Consider the following 18947-nt stretch of genomic DNA (forward strand, 5'->3'; position numbering starts at 1 on the left):
GCGGTGAACAACTCATGGTGCCGCGCGCCGAGTTCGGCTCCTACTACGGACGTCCCGTGATCAAGGCGCCCGCCTGGTCCGCGCGTGACATCGCGGGCTACTTCTTCCTCGGCGGACTTGCCGGGGCGGGCTCGGTGATCGCCGCGGGTGCGCAGCTGACCGGCCGCGGCGGGACGGCGACCGCGATGAAGGTGTCCTCCCTCGCGGCGATCACCCTCTCGGCCGCCGCACTGGTAAACGACCTCGGCCGCCCCGCCAGATTCACCCACATGCTGCGCGTCCTCAAACCGACCTCCCCGATGAGCATCGGCTCCTGGCTGTTGTCCGGATACGGACCGGCCGCAGGCGCCGCCGCGCTCTGCGCCACCACCGGCCGGCTGCCGCGGACCGGTGCGGCGGCCACCGGTGCCGCCGCCCTGCTCGGCCCGGCCGTGGCGACGTACACCGCCGTCCTCGCGGCCGACACCGCCGTACCGGCCTGGCACGGAGCACACCGCGAACTACCGTACGTCTTCGGCGCGTCGGCGACGGCGGCCGCCGCGGGAATGGCGCTGGTCACGGCCCCCACACAGGACAACGCGCCGGCCCGGTACGCCGCGGTGCTCGCCGCGGCGGGCGAGAGCCTCGCGAGCCGGGCCGCGGAACGGCGGCTCGGCATGGTGGCCGAGACCTGGGGCCGGGGGAGGGCCGGTGCGCTGCTGCGCTCCGCCCGCGTCCTGACCGCCGCCGGTGCCGTGGGCGCGGCGCTCCTCGGTGGCCGCGGCCGCCCCGCCGCCGTCGGGGCCGGGCTCGCGCTGCTCGCGGGTTCGGCCTGCACACGCTTCGGGATCTTCGCCGCGGGCATCGCCTCCGCCGAGGACCCCGTCTACACCGTCGGCCCCCAGCGCGGGGACGCACCACACAACGACGAGCGGAAGGAACCGCGGTGAACAGCATCAAGGAGAGGGAGCCGGGGGAGAGCCTGCACGGGCAGGAGGTCACGGTCGTCATCAGCGGGTGCGACACGGGCGACGCGCGGACGGTCTTCGACGCGCTGCGGGCCGCTTTCACCACCGACCGGGCCTCCGTCGACGTACCGAGGAAGCTCGCGGAGAGGCGCCCCACGGCATGGGTGGCGACCGTCGACGTCACCGAGGAGAGGGTGATCTCGGGACCGGTCACACTCGGCGCACCCGTGAAGATCGATGTGCAGGGCGGCTACTGGGCGGTCGAACGGCTCCGGCGAAGCCTGGCACACGCCTTCGACGTACGCGTCGTCGGGACGGTCTCCGGAGACCAGGAGGAAGAGGTGCGCCTCCGCCTGGAAAGCCACCGGAGCAGCGGGAACAGCGGGAGCCGATAGGCCGGCAGGCCACCGCCCGGAGACGGAGCAATGAAGCAGGAAGGCAGGGCACGTCTGGTAGGAATCGGACAAAAGGCCACCTCTGAAAGGTGCGAGTGAGTGGACCCCTCTCGTGGGCGGGGCGACGGTGCGCGACAGCCGGGAGCAACCGGTGACCGCTCCACCCTGACCCTGCACATCAACGGAACCGAGCAGACGCTGACGCTCGATCACCGCACCACGGTCCTGGACGCGCTGCGCGAACACCTCGACCTCACCGGCGCGAAGAAGGGCTGCGACCACGGACAGTGCGGGGCGTGCACCGTCATCGTCGACGGACGGCGCGCAAACAGCTGTCTGCTGCTCGCCGTCGCCCACGACGGCGCCCGCATCACCACCGTCGAGGGCCTCGCCGACGGAGACCGGCTCCACCCGCTCCAGGAATCCTTCCTGGACCGCGATGCCCTGCAGTGCGGCTACTGCACACCCGGCCAGATCTGCTCGGCCGTCGGCATGCTCGGCGAGGCGGCGGACGGCTTCCCGTCCCATGTCACCGCGCGCACCGCGCCCGTATCCACCCCGGCGCCGCTCGACGCCCCGGAGATCCGCGAACGGATGAGCGGCAACCTGTGCCGCTGCGGCGCCTACCCCCGTATCGTCGAGGCGATCGAGGACGTGGCGCCATGAAACCCTTCTCCTACCTCCGCGCCCGGTCCACCGAGGAAGCGGTGCGTGAGAGCAGCGCCCACCGCGGCGCCGGATTCCTCGGCGGCGGCACCAACCTCGTCGACCTGATGAAGCTCGGTGTGGAAACCCCCGATCTGCTCATCGACATCAGCCGACTGCCCCTGGACCGGGTGGCCGACACCGACGATGGCGGCCTGCGCATCGGCGCGACCGTACGCAACAGCGACCTGGCCGCCCACCCCGCGGTACGCACCCGCTACCCCGTCCTGTCGCAGGCACTGCTGTCCGGCGCCTCCGGGCAGCTCCGCAACACCGCGACGACCGGCGGCAACCTGCTGCAGCGCACCCGCTGCCCGTACTTCCAGGACACGTCCAAACCGTGCAACAAACGGGACCCCGGCACCGGCTGCCCGGCCCGCGAGGGCGTACACCGCGATCTCGCCGTACTGGGCCACTCCGAGCACTGCGTCGCCACCCACCCGTCCGACATGGCCGTCGCCCTGTCCGCCCTCGACGCCACCGTCCACCTGCACCGTGCGGACGGCGAACGGACCGTCCCCGCCGCCGAATTCCACCGGCTGCCGGGCGACAGCCCTCACCTGGACACCGAGATCAGGGCGGGCGAACTCATCACCGAGGTGGTCCTCCCGCCGCGCCCCGACGGTGCCGGATCCCTCTACCGCAAGGCCCGTGACCGGGCCTCGTTCGCCTTCGCCCTCGCATCCGTCGCCGCGGTGATCAGCGTCCGCGACGGCCGGATCGAGCATGCGGCGCTGGCCTTCGGAGGGCTCGCCCACCGGCCCTGGCGCGCATACGCCGCGGAAGACGTGCTCCGGGGCGCACCGGCCACCGACGAGACCTTCGCCCGCGCCGTGGACGCCGAACTCGCCGCGGCCCGGCCCCTGCGCGACAACGCGTTCAAAGTGGGCCTCGCCCGCAGCCTGGCCGTCGACGCGCTGGCCGAACTCGCCGCCGACAGCTGAGCAACCGCAGATACGCCGACCCGCAGACGTGAGGACCCCGTCATGAGCCAGGCCCCTCCACCCCTGGGCACCCCCGTCGTCCGCCGCGAGGGCCGGGACAAGGTCACGGGCACCGCCCGCTACGCCGCCGAGCACACCCCGCCGGGCTGTCTGTACGGCTGGCCCGTCCCCGCCACCATCGCCCGCGGCCGCGTCAGTGCCATCCACACCGACGAGGCGCTGGCCCTACCGGGCGTGCGCGCCGTCCTCACCCACGACAACGCCCCGAGGCTGAAGCAGCCCGACGACCCGATCCTCGCCGTCCTCCAGGACGACCGGGTCCCGCACCGGGGCTGGCACATCGCGCTCGTGGTGGCCGACACCCTCGACCGGGCCCGCGCCGGGGCCGAGGCGCTGCGGATCTCCTACGAACCCACCGGGCACGACGTCCTGCTGACCGAGGACCACCGCGGCCTGTACATCCCGAAGATCGTCAACGGCGACTACCCCGCCGTCCGCGAACGCGGCGACGCCGACCGGGCCTTCGCCACCGCACCCGTCCAGGTCGACGTCACCTACACCCTCGGCGCCCTGCACAACCACCCCATGGAGCCGCACGCCTCCACCGCGCAGTGGACGGACGACGGCAGGCTGACCGTCCACGACGCCAGCCAGGGCTCCACCAAGGTCCGCGACAGCCTCGCCATCGCGTTCGGACTCCGCCCGCAGCAGGTCACCGTGGTCTCCGAACACGTCGGCGGCGGCTTCGGCTCCAAGGGCACGCCGCGCCCGCACGCCGTCCTGGCCGCCATGGCCGCACGTCACACCGGGCAGCCCGTCAAGATCGCCCTGCCCCGCCGTCAGATGGCCGCCGTGGTCGGCCATCGCGCGCCCACCGTGCAGCACGTCCGGCTCGGCGCCGAACTCGACGGCACCCTCACCTCGGTCACCCATGAGGTCATCACCCAGACCTCCACCATCAAGGAGTTCGTCGAGCAGGCAGCCGTACCGACCCGGGTCATGTACGGATCCGACCACAGCCGTACCGCCCATCGGGTGACTGCCCTGGATGTGCCGAGCCCTTCCTGGATGCGCGCACCGGGCGAGACCCCGGGCCTGTACGCGCTGGAATCCGCCATGGACGAACTCGCCTCCGCCCTCGGCATGGACCCCGTCGAACTGCGGCTGCGCAACGACCCGGTGAGCGAACCCGACTCCGGCCGCCCGTTCAGCAGCCGCGGCCTCGCGGCCTGCCTGGAGAACGGCGCCACACGCTTCGGCTGGTACGACCGCGACGCACGCCCCGCGGTCCGCGAAGAGGGACCGCTGCTGCTCGGCACGGGCGTCGCTGCTGCCACGTACCCCGTGTACATCCTGGCCTCCAGCGCCTCGGCGCACGCGGCACCCGACGGCTCGTACCTCATCCGGGTCAACGCCACCGACATCGGCACCGGCGCCCGCACCGTACTCGCACAGATCGCCGCCTCCGTGCTGGAAACCCCGGTGGAGAACGTCCGGATCGACATCGGCAACAGCGAACTGCCCGATGCCCCGCTGGCCGGCGGCTCCTCGGGCACGGCTTCCTGGGGCTGGTCCGTGCACAAGGCGTCCACGGCCCTCCTGCGGCAACTGCGCGAGCGAACCGGCCCCCTGCCTGCCGGGGGACTGACCGCCTTCGCGGACACCGAACAGGAGATGTCGGCGGAATCCCCCTACGCCCGACATGCGTTCGGAGCGCACTTCGCCGAGGTCGCCGTCGACTCCCGCACCGGAGAAGTGCGGGTGCGGCGGATGCTCGGCGTCTTCGCCGCCGGGCGCATCCTCAACCCCCGTACCGCACGCTCCCAGTTCACCGGCGGAATGACCATGGGGATCGGCATGGCCCTGACCGAGTCCAGCACCATGGACCCCGCCTTCGGCGACTTCACCGAGAGCGATCTGGCCTCCTACCATGTGCCGGTCTGCGCCGACGTGCCGGACATCGAGGTGGACTGGATCGACGAGGTCGACCCGCATCTCAACCCGATGGGCAGCAAGGGCATCGGCGAGATCGGCATCGTCGGCGCCGCGGCGGCCGTCGGCAACGCGGTGCGGCACGCCACCGGCGTCCGGTTGCGGAGCCTCCCGATCACCCCGGACACATTGCTGCCGTATCTGCTGTGACCTGGGCGGATCCTCTCCGTACGGTCGGTCCGCCGTCTCTTGTGTTGCGCAACCGGCTCCGCCGAGTCACCCTGTGGAGTGACCCAGAAGTGGCATCTGCTCACTCTTCGTGTTCGGGGGGTCGTTGGTTCAATGAGGCGAAGTCCGTGGGCCTCGATGTGAGGAGCCTCGACGATGACCGTTCAACTCGACCGGCACTACTCGGTCGAACTCCAGGTTTCGGCAGAGCGTGTGTGTCAACTGCGGCGAATAATCGCAGCGCACCTACGCCACTGGAGTCTCGAACTCCACATCCGGCCGGTGTGCCGGGGTGTGGAGGAGCTGCTGACCAATGTCCACCGGCATGTCGGTGACAACAACAACTGTGTCGTCGAACTCCGCTGGTCGGGGCGGCATCTCACGGTCTCCGTCGCCGACAACGGCGCCGAGATGCCGCGGCTGCTCAGCACCGGCGGCGGCGGTCTCAGCCGCGTCATGGCGCTGAGCGACAGCTGGGGCACCTGCCGTACCGCAGAGGGCAAGGTCGTCTGGTTCACCCGATACGCGAAGGAGCCGCGGACCGTCGAGCTGGTGCCGTCGGCGCCGCTGCCCGGTGGGCTGGAGTTCCGCCGCCCGCCGGCCGCCGTACCGGAGGCCGATCCCGAAGCGACGGCGGCGTCCGACACCGCCCCCGCTCTCGTCTGAGGCGGGCGACCCATCCCCCTCGTACCCGCTGAGCGCTTCACCTGACCGGCGCGGACGGCGTGCACACCGCACGCACGGTCCGCGCCGGTCGGGTGTCCGCCCGGCAGGGCCCGCGTTGCGGCACGGCGCCCGGCGCGGCACGGTCGAAGTACCGAGGCAAGGAGAGCAGAGCCATGCCCATCGCGACGGTCAACCCCGCGAACGGCGAGACCCTCAGAACGTTCGACGCGCTCGCGGAGGCCGAGATCGAGCAGAAGCTCGACGCCGCCGTGACCGCGTTCCGGCGGTACCGCACCACCGGGTTCGGCGAACGGGCCCACCTGCTGAACGCCGCCGCGGGCCACCTCGAAGAGGATCAGCAGGACATCGCGCGCACCATGACCACCGAAATGGGCAAACCCGTCAAGGCGGCCCGCGCGGAGGCCGCCAAGTGTGTGAAGGCGATGCGCTGGTACGCGGCCCACGCCGAGGAACTCCTCGCGGACGAGCACCCGTCGGCGGCCGATGTGCGGGACTCCGGCGCGTCCCGGGCCTATGTCCAGTACCGCCCGCTGGGCGCCGTCCTCGCCGTGATGCCGTGGAACTTCCCGCTCTGGCAGGTCGTCCGGTTCGCCGCCCCCGCGCTGATGGCCGGGAACGTCGGCCTGCTCAAGCACGCGTCCAACGTCCCGCAGACGGCGATGTACCTGGAGGGCCTGTTCCGCCGGGCCGGATACCCGGCGGGATGCTTCCAGACCCTGCTGGTGGGGTCCGGAGCCGTCGAGTCGATCCTGCGCGACCGTCGGGTCGCCGCCGCCACCCTCACCGGCAGCGAACCGGCCGGGCGCTCGGTCGCGTCCATCGCCGGCGACGAGGTGAAGCACACCGTCATGGAACTGGGCGGCAGCGACCCGTACCTGGTCCTGCCGTCGGCGGACGTCGCCAGGGCAGCCCGTACGGCCGTGACCGCCAGGGTGCAGAACAACGGCCAGTCCTGCATCGCGGCCAAAAGGTTCATCGTGCACGCGGAGGTGTACGACGAGTTCGCCGAGCGGTTCACCGTGGGCATGCGCGATCTGACCGTCGGGGACCCGCTCCAGGAAGCCACCGATGTCGGCCCGCTCTCCAGCGAACAGGGCCGCACCGACCTGGAGGAGCTGGTGGACGACGCGGTACGGCAGGGTGCGCGCGTGCTGTGCGGCGGCGGCCGGCCCGACGGCCTGGGCCCGGAGCTGGAGCGCGGCTGGTTCTACGCCCCCACCGTCCTCACCGGGATCACGCCCGCCATGCGCATCCACCGCGAGGAGACCTTCGGCCCCGTCGCCACGCTCTACCGGGTCGAAGGACTCGACGAAGCCGTGGAACTCGCCAACGACAGCCCCTTCGGCCTCAGCTCCAACGTCTGGACCCGCGACACGGAGGAGGCCCGCCGGTGTGTGCGCGATCTGGAGGCGGGCGGTGTCTTCTTCAACGGCATGACGGCGTCCCACCCCGCGCTGCCCTTCGGCGGGGTGAAACGCTCCGGCTACGGACGCGAACTCGCCGGCCACGGCATCCGCGAGTTCTGCAACGCGACCACGGTCTGGTACGGCCCCTAGTAGGGCTTTTGGCCCTGGCAGGGGTTGTGTTGAGCCAGCGGCGCGCTGCTGACCTCGGTGACCCGACCCGGCCCGGCCACAGGCGCTCGCAAGCCCGTCAGCGAGCAGCAGGTCACCGAGACGGACGCCAACGCGCCGCGGCTCCGGTTCCCGACCCCGAGCCGTGTGCGTGCCCGCCCTGCCGGGGGAGTAAGCGGCCGTGACCTGGGGTGTGCGGTCTCGGCTCGGCGGATTGCAGTGGCGGCGTCGGCGGATCGAGGTGACGCTGTCAAGAGAGCGTGGCCGGCTTCGCACGGCGGTGTGCGTCGGTGGCCACGCCGAACAGGAAGGCGACGGCCATGGCAGGGATGCCCCACGTACGGCGCGAGCAGACGGGCAGCAGGGAAACGATCACCGGCCCGTCCCTTTTCGCCGGGATAGTGCTGCTGGTGAGCGGCGTGCTCAGCATTCTCCTGGGCGTGACCGGCATCGCACGCGACCACTTGTTACTACCCGGCGTGGTCGATCCCCGTGATGACCCTCGACCTGCTCATCATGTGGGCGCTCAGCAGGTTCTACGCCTGATCCGGGCCCCGCGCTGCTCGGCCCTACCGGTGGCGTGTTCGGATCAAGGTGAAGGGGAGCGGCGCAGGTGCGTCAGCAGGTTGTCGTCAGTCGGCGACCGGGCCCGGAGCGGGCTGACACCGCTCCGGGCCTGGTCGGCGACTCAGCGGCCGAGCGCTCGTTCCAGCTCTGCCTTCGTCATGTGCGACCGCCCGTGGACGTTCTTCTTCTTCGCCTCTTCGTAGAGCTGCTCGCGCGTCGGTCCCCCGGCTCCGCTGTGGGAGCGCAGACCGCCGCGCCGGGAGGACGACATGTCCTCGATGGACGTGCGGCTCGCGGTCTTCGACTCACCGGCGCGGGCGCGCTCCTTGTTGACCGTACGGGCCGCGATCTCCTCGGCCCGGTCCTCGCTGACCCCGCGCTCCTGAGCGCTCTCCTTGATGTGTTCGTACTGTCGTTCCCGTTTGGGGTTGGATCCACGTGGCATGGTGCGGTCACTCCTCTCCCTGGGACCCGCCCCGGAGCTCGGCCCGGGGCCCGATCGGGCTTCTCTCCAGTGTCCCAGCGGCCCCGGAGACCTGCACGCCTGTCGCGTACCCGGTACGGCGAACGGCGGGTTGCCCGGCCCGCTCAGTAGCGCAGGGCCGCCGCGATGCGGCCGTGTTCCGTGAGCGCGTCGTCTGCGAGGAAGACCACGTCGGCGCCGCTGTCGAGGGCCGCCTCGACGAGCTCGTCGACGATGTCCTCACGGACCGAGCCGTGCGTGAGGTCCGCGGCTTCACCGCTCACCGGTTCCAGGTGCTCGTCCGTCACCCGCACTGTCTGTTGGAAGTGCTCCTCCACCGCGACCAGTCCGGCGCGCCCCTCCCGTACCGCGGCCCACACCTCGTCGAGACCGCCGGCGAAGGCACGGCGGCCGCGCGCCTCGTCCAGCCTGCCGTCGATCTCCGCGGTGAACCGCTGCCGCCGCTCGGCGAGCGCGGGCCGGAGCTCCTTCAGCAGGTTGCCCGGCGTCATATCGGTCGGCACGCCCTTGGCGACCCGGCCCACGGCCGACTTCGAGCTCTCCCCGACCTCGTCCAGAAGCGCGAGCGCGGGCGCGAGGCCGACCAGATACAGCGGGCGCGGGTCCTTGGCCAGTAGCGCGCGCAGCTTCTCGTCCACGGTGCGAAGGAAGTTGCGCGTCTCCTCGTTGGTGAAGGTGCTCGGGGTGTCGCCGATCTGCTCCTCGCGCTGCGGGTTGGGGGCCTCCCGCGGAGCCTTCAGCGGGAACCCGTCGGTCCGCTCCTCGTTCAGAACATCCTGCGTGCCGCTCCACAGGGCGGCGTGCTCGGCCGACACGGTGAGCGCCCAGAACGGCTGGGACTGAGCCTTCGCGGCGACCAGATTGCGGGTCAGATACGTGTCGCTGAGCACCACCCGTTCGGGCGCGGTACGGGGAATCTGCCAGATCTGGTGCTCGTCGGCGGTGACGAGGACGACCAGGGCGTCCAGGGTCCGGCGCGGGTCCAGCTCGGTGACCGCCCGGTCGAGCTGCTCCTTGACGGCGTTCCCGGCCTCGTGGGTGACGGCGGGGTCCGCTTCCAGCCGGCTGACGGCCTCGGCCACCAGGTTGCGCAGCCGTACGGCGTCCTGGGCGTTGTCCGGAGCGCGGCGGTGCGTCGGCATGGTCAGGGACAGGGCCGGATAGGGCCTGGCCGCACGCAGTTCCTTCAACTGGCCGGTGGTCAGGGCGTCCGTGTCCATCGTTCTCTCCCAGGGGCTGGTATCCGCTCCCGAGCGAAGCGGGCGAATTCAACGAGTTAATTCATACCGTTTGAACCTAATATGGGCGAGTTGTTGGTTTTTGGTCCGAGGGTGGCCCTGCGACTCCTCGACTCTGCCCTTGTCCCTTACGCCCTTCCGGCGAACTTCCGAACAGACGGAGTGTCCGTGAACCCGACCAGTCCCTCGCGCCCCGCCTTCGGTGGCCGCGCAGTCCCTATTCCGGCCCTCGCCGTGCTGGCTGCGATGATCGTCGCCGGTACCGCCGCCTGCGGCGGGTCCGGGACCACCTCGCCGGGCAGGGCCAGGAGCACCCGCACGGTGTCCCCGGAGCCGGCCCTCACCCGGTCCGCGAGCACCACCCCGCGTAGCCAGCAGGAGTTCGCCTCCTCGGCCGCCGCTGCCGCCGAGCGCGACCGGCAGAAGGCCACCAAGCGACTCGAAGGCGTCCAGGGCCAGGGCAACGCGGTCAAGGACGTCTCGGTGACGGGGCTGCCGGTCGAGAAGTCCGAGCGGTTCCGCAGCGCCCTCGTCCGGGTCACCAACCGTACGGACAAGGCGGCCTTCTATGCCGTGAAGGTGGAGTTCGCCGACTCGTCCGGCAAGGTGCTCGACTCCGTGGTGCTCGGCTTCCCGGACGTCCCGCCCGGCCGGACCGTCAGTCAGCACGCCAACAGCAGCAAGGCGGCCGGAGTCAAGACGTTCCCCCGGATCGCCCAGGCCGAGCGCGGCTGACGCCCGGGTCCGCGACCGAGGGGATCGGGTCCGTGGCGCTGGACGTGCGGCAGGAACCCGGTATCGGCGCGGTGGCCTGCGCGATGCTGCGCGGCGGACTCGGCCGGTTCGCGGCCGGCGCCGTGCGCACCGCCGTGACCGACCTGGCGGAACCGCCTCGCCCTGCTCCCCGTCGCCGGGGAGCAGGGCGAGCGTGCGGCCCTTCGGCCGTTCGCCTCCCGTGAGGAGGCCGTGACCTGGTGCGCGAGCGGCCCGGCCGGCTGAAACGGCGGGGGAGGAGCCTGCTCGCGCCCGGGCCGGTCTACCAGATCGACTCGACCCATTCCGGGTGATCGATGAACGGGTTCCGGTTGTGCTGGTACTTATCGAATATCACGTCGTTGCGCCGCTTCTCGAAGCTGTCCGGCGGGTCCTCCTGGCTCCACGTCTTCAGCACCGAGAGGCGGCCGATGTACGGTGCGGAGCCGTTGGACACCTTGTCGTTGGGTTCGAGGTCGGGGAAGGCGTCGTCGCCCTCGTAGCGCACCGCCATGTACAGGATCATGCGGGCCACATCGCCCTTGACCGCATCGCGCGGTTCGAAGGAGTCGCTGTCGGTGTAGTTGCCCGGTGCGCCGCTGACCGCGCTGCCGCCGTTGTCGAAGTCCTTGTTGCCGCGGATGGAATTGACGGTGACATCCGCCGGGCGCAGGTGGTGGATGTCGGTGCCGGGGCCGGTGGCGGTGCCGAAGTCGCCGTGGGACTTGGCCCAGACGTGTTCGCGGTTCCACTGGCCGACCGAGCCGCCGTTGTCGCTCTTGGGCTCGGAGCGCCCGGTGTAGAGGAGGATCACGTTCGAGGGGTTGGCGGGGTCCTCGTCGGTGGCCTTGAGGGCGTCCCAGACCTGGCTGTAGGAGATCTTGGTCTGGTTGCTGATGATCGTGTGCAGTGCGCTCTTGAGCGCGGTTCCGGACTTGCCGAGCGCGTCCTTGTAGTACGTGTCGTCGAGGGTCCGGAGCGGTGTCGCGGCGACCGGCGCGGCTCCGGGTGTGGCGGCCTGGGATGTGGCGGCCGGTGCGGTGGCCGCAGTGCCGGCGAGTACGGCGAACGCGGCCAGGGTCGCCAGCAGGGGGCGCCGGTAGTGCAGGTGACGACGGGACATGTGGGGTGTCCTCTCCGAAAATGCGGGCACCACGAAGCCGTCGCAGGGTGGGGGCGGCGCCGCGGTGGTCGTGTGGTAGGTGGTCAGCGGGAGCCTTCCACACGCACCGTGGCCCCGGTGTGGACGCCGTGTACTTATCATGTGCAGGTCAAGTGAGGGCTGGTTCGTGGCGCCGGGAGCGGACCGCCGAGGCATCGGATGCGGCGGGCCGGGCGCGGGGCGAGAATGACCGAAAGGACGAGGAGGCGGCATGAGTGACGAGCCCGAATCCGTATCCGCAGCCCCAGGAGTCACTCCAGTGCTGCGGGGAGTGACTCCCGACAGCCTCTTGCACACCGGCGGGAGCGACCATCCGTCGGCAGAGGACCTGGTACTCGCCTCCGGGCGGGACCTGACCCCGAAGAATCTTCAGTGGGCGGAGCGCAGGCTCGCCCAGGAGGGCCGGTCAGCGATCGACAAGGCACTGCCGTAGTTCGTGGCCAGGCGGTCCGGGCGGCGCGGGGAGTGTGTGGGCACTCCCCGCGGCTCGGCTAGCCTGGGTGCACAATGAACCGTTTGACGACGTCAGGGGCCGGGTACGACCTGGCCCGCTTCCCCGAGGACCCGCGCGATCCGTTCCGCGCCTGGGACGCTGCCGATGAGTATCTGCTGCGGCGGCTGGAGGGGACCGACGGGTCGGAACCGGTCGGCCTGTCGGGCGCCGTGGTCGTGGTGGGCGACCGCTGGGGCGCTCTGAGCACCGTGCTGGCCGCGCACCGCCCCGTGCAGATCACCGACTCCTACCTGGCGCAGCGCGCCACCCGGGCGAACCTGGAACGCAACGGCGCGGCCGCGGACGCCGTACGGCTCCTGTCGGCCAGGGACACCCCGCCGGACCGGATCGACGTCCTGCTGGTACGCGTCCCCAAGAGCCTCGCACTCCTGGAGGACCAGCTCCACCGCCTCGCGCCGGCCGTCCACGCGGGCACCGTCGTCATCGGCACCGGCATGGTCAAGGAGATCCACACCTCCACCCTCAAGCTCTTCGAGCGGATCATCGGCCCGACCCGCACCTCCCTCGCGGTCAAGAAGGCCCGGCTCATCTTCTGCACCCCGGACCCGGCCCTGCCCCGTACGCCCAGTCCCTGGCCGTACCGCTACGACCTGCCCGAGGACGTCGGCCCGGTCTCCGGCCTGACCGTCACCAACCACGCCGGGATCTTCTGCGCCGAGCGCCTCGACATCGGCACGCGCTTCTTCCTCGGCCATCTCCCCGCGCGCACCGGCCCCGACCGGATCGTCGACCTCGGCTGCGGAAACGGCGTCGTCGGACTGTCAGCCGCGCTCGCCAACCCCGAAGCGACGGTCACCTTCATCGACGAGTCGTACCAGGCGGTCGCCTCCGCCGAGGAGACCTTCCGGGCCAACACCGGCCCGGACGCCACAGCCGAGTTCGTGGTCGGCGACGGGCTGACACAGTTGCCGCCCGCCAGTGTGGACCTGGTCCTCAACAACCCGCCGTTCCACTCCCACCAGGCCACCACGGACGCGACGGCCCGCACCATGTTCCACACGGCGCGCGCCGCACTGCGGCCGGGCGGTGAGCTGTGGGTCGTCGGAAACCGGCACCTCCGCTACCACACCCAGCTGCGCCGGACCTTCGGCAACTGCACCACGGTCGCGGGCAACCCGAAGTTCGTCGTCCTGCGCGCCGTCAAGCGCTGACGCCCGCCGGGGACGCCCCGGCCCTTCCGGATTCTTGCAACACGTTCTACTCTGTGCGCCGCCGCACACGGGCGACGCGACCGCGAGACTCCTGGAGGGGCCGTGCACCTCGAATACACGCCTGAACAGCAGCAGTTGCGCGCCGAACTGCGTACGTACTTCGCCGGACTCGTCCCCGACAACGCCTACGCGCGCCATGCCGACCCCGCCGTACAGAAACGCTTCTACCGGGAGACGATCCGGCGCCTCGGCGCCGACGGTTGGCTCGGCGTCGGCTGGCCGACGGAGTACGGCGGCCGCGGACTGTCCCCGATGGAACAGTTCATCTTCTTCGACGAGGCCGCGCAGGCGGGCGTACCGCTCCCGCTGATGGCCCTCAACACCGTCGGTCCGACGATCATGCAGTTCGGCACCGAGGAACAGAAGGCCTACTTCCTGCCGAAGGTCCTCGCCGGCGAGATCGACTTCGCGATCGGCTACAGCGAACCAGATGCGGGCACGGACCTCGCCGCGCTCAAGACCCGCGCCGTACGCGACGGCGACGACTACGTCGTGAACGGGCAGAAGATCTGGACCACCAACGGCGACACCGCGGACTGGGTGTGGCTCGCCGTCCGCACCGACCCGGACGCGCCCCCGCACAAGGGCATCACCATGCTGCTCGTCCCGACGAGCGACCCCGGCTACTCCTGCACCCTGATCAACACCCTCGCCTCGCACGACACCACCGCCAGCTACTACGAGAACATCCGCGTCCCCGTCTCGCGCCGCGTCGGCGACGAGAACAAGGGCTGGCGGCTGATCACCAATCAGCTCAACCACGAACGCGTCACCCTTGCGGCCCACGGCACCATGGCCGTCCGCGCCCTCCACAACGTCCAGCGCTGGGCGGCGGACACCGCGCTCGCCGACGGCCGCCGCGTCATCGACCTCGGCTGGGTCCGCACCCTCCTCGCCCGCACCCACGCCAGGCTCGACGCCATGAAGCTCCTCAACTGGCAGATGGTGTCCGCGGTTCAGAACGGAACCCTCACCCCTCAGGACGCCTCCGCCGTCAAGGTCTACGGCTCCGAGGCCCGCCGCGACGCCTACGCCTGGCTGATGGAGGTCGTCGGCTCGGCCGGACCGCTCAAGGAAGGATCGGCGGGCGCCGTACTCCACGGCGAACTCGAACGCGGATACCGGTCCGCCGTCATCTTCACCTTCGGCGGCGGCAACAATGAGATCCAACGGGAAATCATCTCGTGGATCGGCCTGGGGATGCCGCGCGTACGGCGGTGAGCGCGTGCGACCACAGATTTTAGTTGTCACATACCAGAGCTAGTTGGCACCAGGCGGATCCGAAATCAGGCTAATGGGCGCCGGAGGTGACTGGGCGGCCAGACGGAGCGGTGGATCACCGCAGCTTAGAGTGGCTCACGTTGCCGAGAGCCGCCGCGTGGCTGCGTACAGCTACCGGCGAGGCGCACGGAGCAGGGACTCGCGTGTCTCCGAGACATCGTCGCGTCTGTGAGCGGGGTGCCTACTGGCGGTGTACTGGTGGTAGCGGATCAGCTCATAGTCGGGCGGGGTGCTGCGGAGTCGCTAGGCGCTTCGTCGTCGTGTGGGGGCGTGCCCGTCGTGTGATCGGTGAGGGCGGCCAGCCCGGCGGCGTACGCCTCAATGCGATTGAGCAGTTCGCGTTTGGCGCCCTTGCGGTTGGCCGGCGTGCGCAGCTGATTGATCGACGCGACCACGTGCTGGGTACTGCATCTTGCTTCTCGCAGAAATTCGAGGAGTGGGCTGTGAAGGTGGTCTCCCTCGGTGACTTTGGCCCAGGTGAGGACGGTTGCGGCGTCGTTGCTGGGTGACGTTGTGCCCTGCCGGAACTGGCCCAATCCGTCACAGAGCTCGGCCCAGTGGGCATCAGGCAGTCGCCAGTGGTGGAGGGCGTGGCGGCGGTGCTGGTAGTCGATGAGTGCGGCGGTGCGGTCAAGTTGGCGGGCGACGGCCTCAACGGATTCCTCGAAGGCTGGCCAGAGGCCGTTCGGCGTGAGTTCTCGTTTGAGGACCTTCAGGGATTGTTGTGCGGTGTTCCACGGGATGTGGAGGGCCTGGGCGCACTGGGGCCATGTGCCGCCGCCACTCATTTCGGCGAGCTTGAGGGAGGCGACGCGGCGCAGGTGCCGTACCTTCCAGTCGCTGTGATCTCGCCACTTGTCCAGTAGGTCGCCGAAGTGTGTGAGCGTGATCGCTTGAGGAAGGAGAGCGGGTACGTGCCGGATGTGGAAGCGGGACTGGCGCGAGGGAATCCTCTGCCTGGCGTGGTGGTGGCCTCCGGCGCGGTAGAAGCCATGGGATCGCGGTGTCAGAGCGCGCGCAAGGTTGGGTGAGACGTCCATCCGCCGCAGTGCCGCGCCGATGCTGGCCGCGTTGCGGTCGAATGCGGAGGTGGCGAGTGGTTGGACGCGGTCGATCAGGCCGGGGCTGGCTGCGTGTTCTTCGCCGAGGACGGCGCCGGCGGTGAGCAGTAGTGCGGCGCATTCGGCTGGATCCTGGGGTGCAGCCCAGGTGTTGCTGGCGCGTTGGCCTGTCGACGTCAGGTTGCCTCGGGCAGCGTCGGCAACGTGTCGGTCGATCAGGTCGGTCAAGGCTTTGGAGGGCACGAAGCGTGCGCTGTCAGGCCAGCTGAGTCGGACAAGCTGCGCGGCGACGATGAGGTCGGCAAAGAAGTAGCGATCTGGTGTCGGCTGGTCGACGCGGCTTGTCCGGTGGCCGTGGTCCAGAAGCTGGTCGATGCGGTGCTGCAGGACCAGGACGCGCGAGATGTCTGTGTCCGAGATCGCGTTGGACCTTGGAGTCTGGTCGAGTCGCGCCCCGCAGGGTGAAGTGTGAGCGTCGATGTGGCGGCACTGCGCCGGGTGCAGGCCACTCACGGCCCGCTGCATGATCAGTCCTTGGCGTTCTGTGTTTGTGGGCTTGTTCGGCATTCCGCCGCAACGAGGACAGTCGTGTGCGAGCAGGCGCCGGTGAATCGTGCAGGCGAACACGACAGGCAGATGCCAGCACAGCTTCCAGGGGCCGCCGTAGAGGTCTTGAACAGCGCTTCCGTTCCCGGCGAGACAGCCGGGACAGTAGCGGCTCGAGAGATTGGCAGCCCACATCTTGGAGACGGAGGCGGTGTTGCGGTTGCCGTCGATCCGAGCGGCCTGCAACGGCGGATAGGAAGCCGCGAGGGCGGAGAGGGTCAGCGCGCTGGCCTCGTCCTCATGCAGGCGTGTGGCGGCAGCGAAGGCAGAGCTGCGCTCTGGCGGTAGTGCGATGAGGTATTCCGCGGGAATCCGGTTTTGAGGGTGGTTCAGGCCGCAGAGCGCCGCGATACGTGTCGGTGAGCGCTCGAGGCGATACGCCAGCCGCAGGATCAGGCCAGGCAGTGACTCCCCGCTGAGCGGAGTGAGCCCGCGTGGCAGTGGGAGGCCGCTCACCGGGCCGCGATCTGGTGGTGTGCCGGACCCGAGGCGGTGCTGGCTGGAGGTTGAGTTTCGGTGTGCAGCTCTCCGTCATCGCAGGCCAGGGCGAGGCGCGCTGCGTGGGTCTCCATGCGTTGACACAGGATTGCGTAGGAGGGACGTCGGCGACGGAGCAGTGTGCCGGCCTGACACGAGATGCGGTCGGGTGCTGTGCTGGCCGAGCGACGGTGGAGCACGGTGGGACTGTGCAGGTAGCTGGCTTCGTTGATCATGCTCCAGATCAAGGCCTCGCCGACGCAAGGGTCCCCGGTGGCTGCCCTTCGCTCAAGTCCGGGGATGCCCTCGCAGAGCTCACGCCACTCGTCGCGTGGCAGGCGCCAGCCAGCGGTGGCGTGGCGCCGGTTGGCGTAGTCGATCCTATGGTCCTGATCGTTGAGGAGACGGGCGGCCTCGTCGACGGCCTGCTCGAATGCGGGCCACAGGCCCGCTTCTGCCATTTGGCCGCCCAGCACGTGCATTGTCTGGGCCGCACTGGCCGGAGGGATACCCAGGGCAGGGGCGCATGTGCGCCATCGGTGACCGGTGACCAGTTCGGCGAGCCTGAGTGAACCGGCCCACCGCAGGTGGCGCTCGAGGATTGCGGTCACCTTGGTGAAATGCGCACGGAGCGGTTCAAGGTGGGTTGCGTACCACTGTCGTGGAAAGAGAGGAGGGATCTCTTCAAGGCGAAATCGGTAGCGGCCGGGGACGACGCGCAGAGCGGAGCGTTCCTGGACGCCGTAGAGACGCGGAGCGGTGGCCTTCAGCAGTGTGGGGGAGGCGTCGCTCCTGGAGAACAGCTTCTGTCCCATCGAGCGGGACCGGCGGTACACCTCCCGGGCCAGCGGCTCAACGCGGTCGCGCATCGAGGCCATGTCTCCGTCGCCGAGACCTGTGGCCGCGGCCAGCAGCAGGGCCCCGGTCTGGGCGGTCGAGCGCGGGGCGCGGTGCTGGGAGATGAAGTCTGCCGAGGTGCCGTTGTGCGCGGGCGCTGTAGCGCATTGGTCCACGAGGTCTGCCAGTGAGGGCGAGGGCAGGAGCGCCGCACCGAGCGGCCAGCTCAGCAGGATCAGCTTTGAGGTGAGGATCAGGTCGCCGAAGTAGGCCGCGGCTTCCGCACGGTCGTCGCGGCCACCGCCTGGCCTCGGTGCCAAAAGGCGGTCCAGGTGCTGTTGCTGGCGGAGAAGGTGTTCCATGTCCTGCTGAGCCGGGGACGGTGGGCTTGCGGGGTGGTCCAGCCGTGCGCCGCACGGCGTGGCCCGGCCGTGGTGGCGGCGGGCGATGGTTGGGTCCTGGTTCCGGCACTGGGCCGGATGCAGGCCTGGGACATGGGGCAAAGTGACCAGACTGTAGCGCGTTCCGATGCGTCCGCTCAGTGGCTGCGAGCAGTGCGGGCAGGCTCGTTCGAGGAGGCGTCGGTGCTGGGTGCAGGCGAAGACGACGGGCAGGTGCCAGCGCAGCTGCCACGCCCCGCCGTAGGCATCCTGGACTGGACTGCTGTTTCCCGGCAAGCAGCTGGAGCAGTAGCGATTGTCCGGATTCACGGCCCAGTTGATGTGGAATGTGCCGGGTGCACCGTGTGCGGCGGTCCGCAGTCGTGCCAGGGGCGGATAGATGTCCGCAAACGTGGTGAGAGTCAGTTCCTGGGTCTCGGGCACCGTCAACTGCGCAGCCTGGGCAAGACGTACGGCGGTATCCGGACCGAGTCTGCGCAGCTGGTCTTGCGGGATGGAGTCACTGCGGCAGGTCAGACCGCACAGGGTTGCCACCCGGTGCGGTGTGATGCCCAGCCGGTACGACAGCCTGAGCAGGAACCCGCCCAGGGATTCGCCGGGCAGCGGATCAAGGCTGCGCGCGAGCGGCCGCAGCGGCTCCCCCCTCACCCGGCGGACTCGACGGCCGGCCCGGAGTCGTCGAACACGGTGTTCCTGTTCTTCGTCTTCTTCCTGCGGGAGGGGGAGGGGTTCACCGGTGGGATCAGCGGTTGCTCGCCTGATTCCGCATCGAGATCCGGCAGATCTGTCGGGCTGACACGGCAACGGTTGAGCAGTGCCACATCCAGGCGTTCGGTTCCTTCCTCGATCGCTACTGAACTTGATTGGGTGATGTCGGTCTGATCGTGTCAGTTGTTCAGGGTCAGGCCGGTGCCTATGAGGCAGCCGTCGATGAGGTGCGGTC

At 70.1% G+C, this 18947-nt stretch carries 17 protein-coding genes; 11 read left to right on the forward strand and 6 right to left on the reverse strand.

Features of this window, described 5'->3' with window-relative positions; translation table 11 throughout:
- The first annotated feature begins 14 nt into the window (after positions 1–14).
- The 7 genes from nrfD to ACZ7L9_RS34155 all read left to right on the forward strand — a co-directional run bounded on the left by nrfD (position 15) and on the right by ACZ7L9_RS34155 (position 7394).
- A complete protein-coding gene (gene nrfD, locus ACZ7L9_RS34125) occupies positions 15–929 on the forward strand; it encodes an NrfD/PsrC family molybdoenzyme membrane anchor subunit (protein ID WP_471421407.1) in 915 nt (304 codons plus the stop codon).
- Positions 926–1342, forward strand: coding sequence for a hypothetical protein (locus tag ACZ7L9_RS34130; RefSeq protein ID WP_471421408.1), 417 nt, complete (start codon positions 926–928; stop codon positions 1340–1342). Before nrfD ends, ACZ7L9_RS34130 begins: the two co-directional genes overlap by 4 nt.
- Before the next feature lie 99 nt (positions 1343–1441).
- Complete coding sequence (locus tag ACZ7L9_RS34135) at positions 1442–2008, forward strand: 2Fe-2S iron-sulfur cluster-binding protein (RefSeq protein WP_471421409.1); 567 nt, start codon at positions 1442–1444, stop codon at positions 2006–2008.
- Positions 2005–2991, forward strand: a complete 987-nt coding sequence (locus tag ACZ7L9_RS34140) for an FAD binding domain-containing protein (protein WP_471421410.1) — start codon at positions 2005–2007, stop codon at positions 2989–2991. The genes ACZ7L9_RS34135 and ACZ7L9_RS34140 overlap by 4 nt, the downstream gene beginning before the upstream one ends.
- A gap of 42 nt (positions 2992–3033) precedes the next feature.
- Positions 3034–5133: a xanthine dehydrogenase family protein molybdopterin-binding subunit gene (locus ACZ7L9_RS34145; protein ID WP_471421411.1), complete on the forward strand. Its 2100-nt coding sequence runs from the start codon at positions 3034–3036 to the stop codon at positions 5131–5133.
- Positions 5134–5307: 174 nt separating this feature from the next.
- On the forward strand, positions 5308–5817 hold the full coding sequence (locus tag ACZ7L9_RS34150) for an ATP-binding protein (protein ID WP_471421412.1): 510 nt from the start codon (positions 5308–5310) through the stop codon (positions 5815–5817).
- A 173-nt stretch (positions 5818–5990) separates the two neighbouring features.
- A complete protein-coding gene (locus ACZ7L9_RS34155) occupies positions 5991–7394 on the forward strand; it encodes an NADP-dependent succinic semialdehyde dehydrogenase (protein ID WP_471421413.1) in 1404 nt (467 codons plus the stop codon).
- Positions 7395–7662: 268 nt separating this feature from the next.
- On the opposite strand, the gene ACZ7L9_RS34160 is transcribed toward ACZ7L9_RS34155, so the two are convergent.
- The 3 genes from ACZ7L9_RS34160 to ACZ7L9_RS34170 form a co-directional block, all read right to left on the reverse strand.
- Positions 7663–7788: a hypothetical protein gene (locus ACZ7L9_RS34160; RefSeq protein ID WP_471421414.1), complete on the reverse strand. Its 126-nt coding sequence runs from the start codon at positions 7786–7788 to the stop codon at positions 7663–7665.
- 312 nt (positions 7789–8100) lie between these two features.
- Positions 8101–8424, reverse strand: coding sequence for a plasmid stabilization protein (locus ACZ7L9_RS34165; protein WP_471421415.1), 324 nt, complete (start codon positions 8422–8424; stop codon positions 8101–8103).
- Positions 8425–8567: 143 nt separating this feature from the next.
- Positions 8568–9683, reverse strand: coding sequence for a baeRF3 domain-containing protein (locus tag ACZ7L9_RS34170; protein ID WP_471421416.1), 1116 nt, complete (start codon positions 9681–9683; stop codon positions 8568–8570).
- A 186-nt stretch (positions 9684–9869) separates the two neighbouring features.
- Between ACZ7L9_RS34170 and ACZ7L9_RS34175 the strand changes: the two genes are divergently transcribed.
- A complete protein-coding gene (locus ACZ7L9_RS34175; protein WP_471421417.1) occupies positions 9870–10436 on the forward strand; it encodes a hypothetical protein in 567 nt (188 codons plus the stop codon).
- A 301-nt stretch (positions 10437–10737) separates the two neighbouring features.
- Here ACZ7L9_RS34175 and ACZ7L9_RS34180 read toward each other — a convergent pair whose 3' ends face one another.
- Positions 10738–11577, reverse strand: a complete 840-nt coding sequence (locus tag ACZ7L9_RS34180) for an endonuclease I family protein (RefSeq protein ID WP_471421418.1) — start codon at positions 11575–11577, stop codon at positions 10738–10740.
- Between the two features lie 250 nt (positions 11578–11827).
- Here ACZ7L9_RS34180 and ACZ7L9_RS34185 point away from each other — a divergent pair, with 250 nt between their 5' ends.
- The 3 genes from ACZ7L9_RS34185 (at position 11828) to ACZ7L9_RS34195 (ending at position 14562) form a co-directional block, all read left to right on the forward strand.
- Positions 11828–12049 (forward strand): hypothetical protein, encoded by a 222-nt coding sequence (locus tag ACZ7L9_RS34185; RefSeq protein ID WP_471421419.1) that lies wholly within the window; start codon positions 11828–11830, stop codon positions 12047–12049.
- Positions 12050–12123: 74 nt separating this feature from the next.
- Entirely contained in the window at positions 12124–13281 is a 1158-nt protein-coding gene (locus ACZ7L9_RS34190) for a methyltransferase (RefSeq protein WP_471421420.1), read from the forward strand.
- A 102-nt stretch (positions 13282–13383) separates the two neighbouring features.
- Complete coding sequence (locus tag ACZ7L9_RS34195) at positions 13384–14562, forward strand: acyl-CoA dehydrogenase family protein (RefSeq protein ID WP_471421421.1); 1179 nt, start codon at positions 13384–13386, stop codon at positions 14560–14562.
- 269 nt (positions 14563–14831) lie between these two features.
- On the opposite strand, the gene ACZ7L9_RS34200 is transcribed toward ACZ7L9_RS34195, so the two are convergent.
- Positions 14832–16745, reverse strand: coding sequence for a TniQ family protein (locus tag ACZ7L9_RS34200; RefSeq protein WP_471421422.1), 1914 nt, complete (start codon positions 16743–16745; stop codon positions 14832–14834).
- Positions 16742–18652, reverse strand: a complete 1911-nt coding sequence (locus tag ACZ7L9_RS34205) for a TniQ family protein (RefSeq protein ID WP_471421423.1) — start codon at positions 18650–18652, stop codon at positions 16742–16744. The genes ACZ7L9_RS34200 and ACZ7L9_RS34205 overlap by 4 nt, the downstream gene beginning before the upstream one ends.
- Positions 18653–18947 lie beyond the last annotated feature (295 nt).

It is taken from the genome of Streptomyces sp. NPDC111516 (assembly GCF_055635345.1).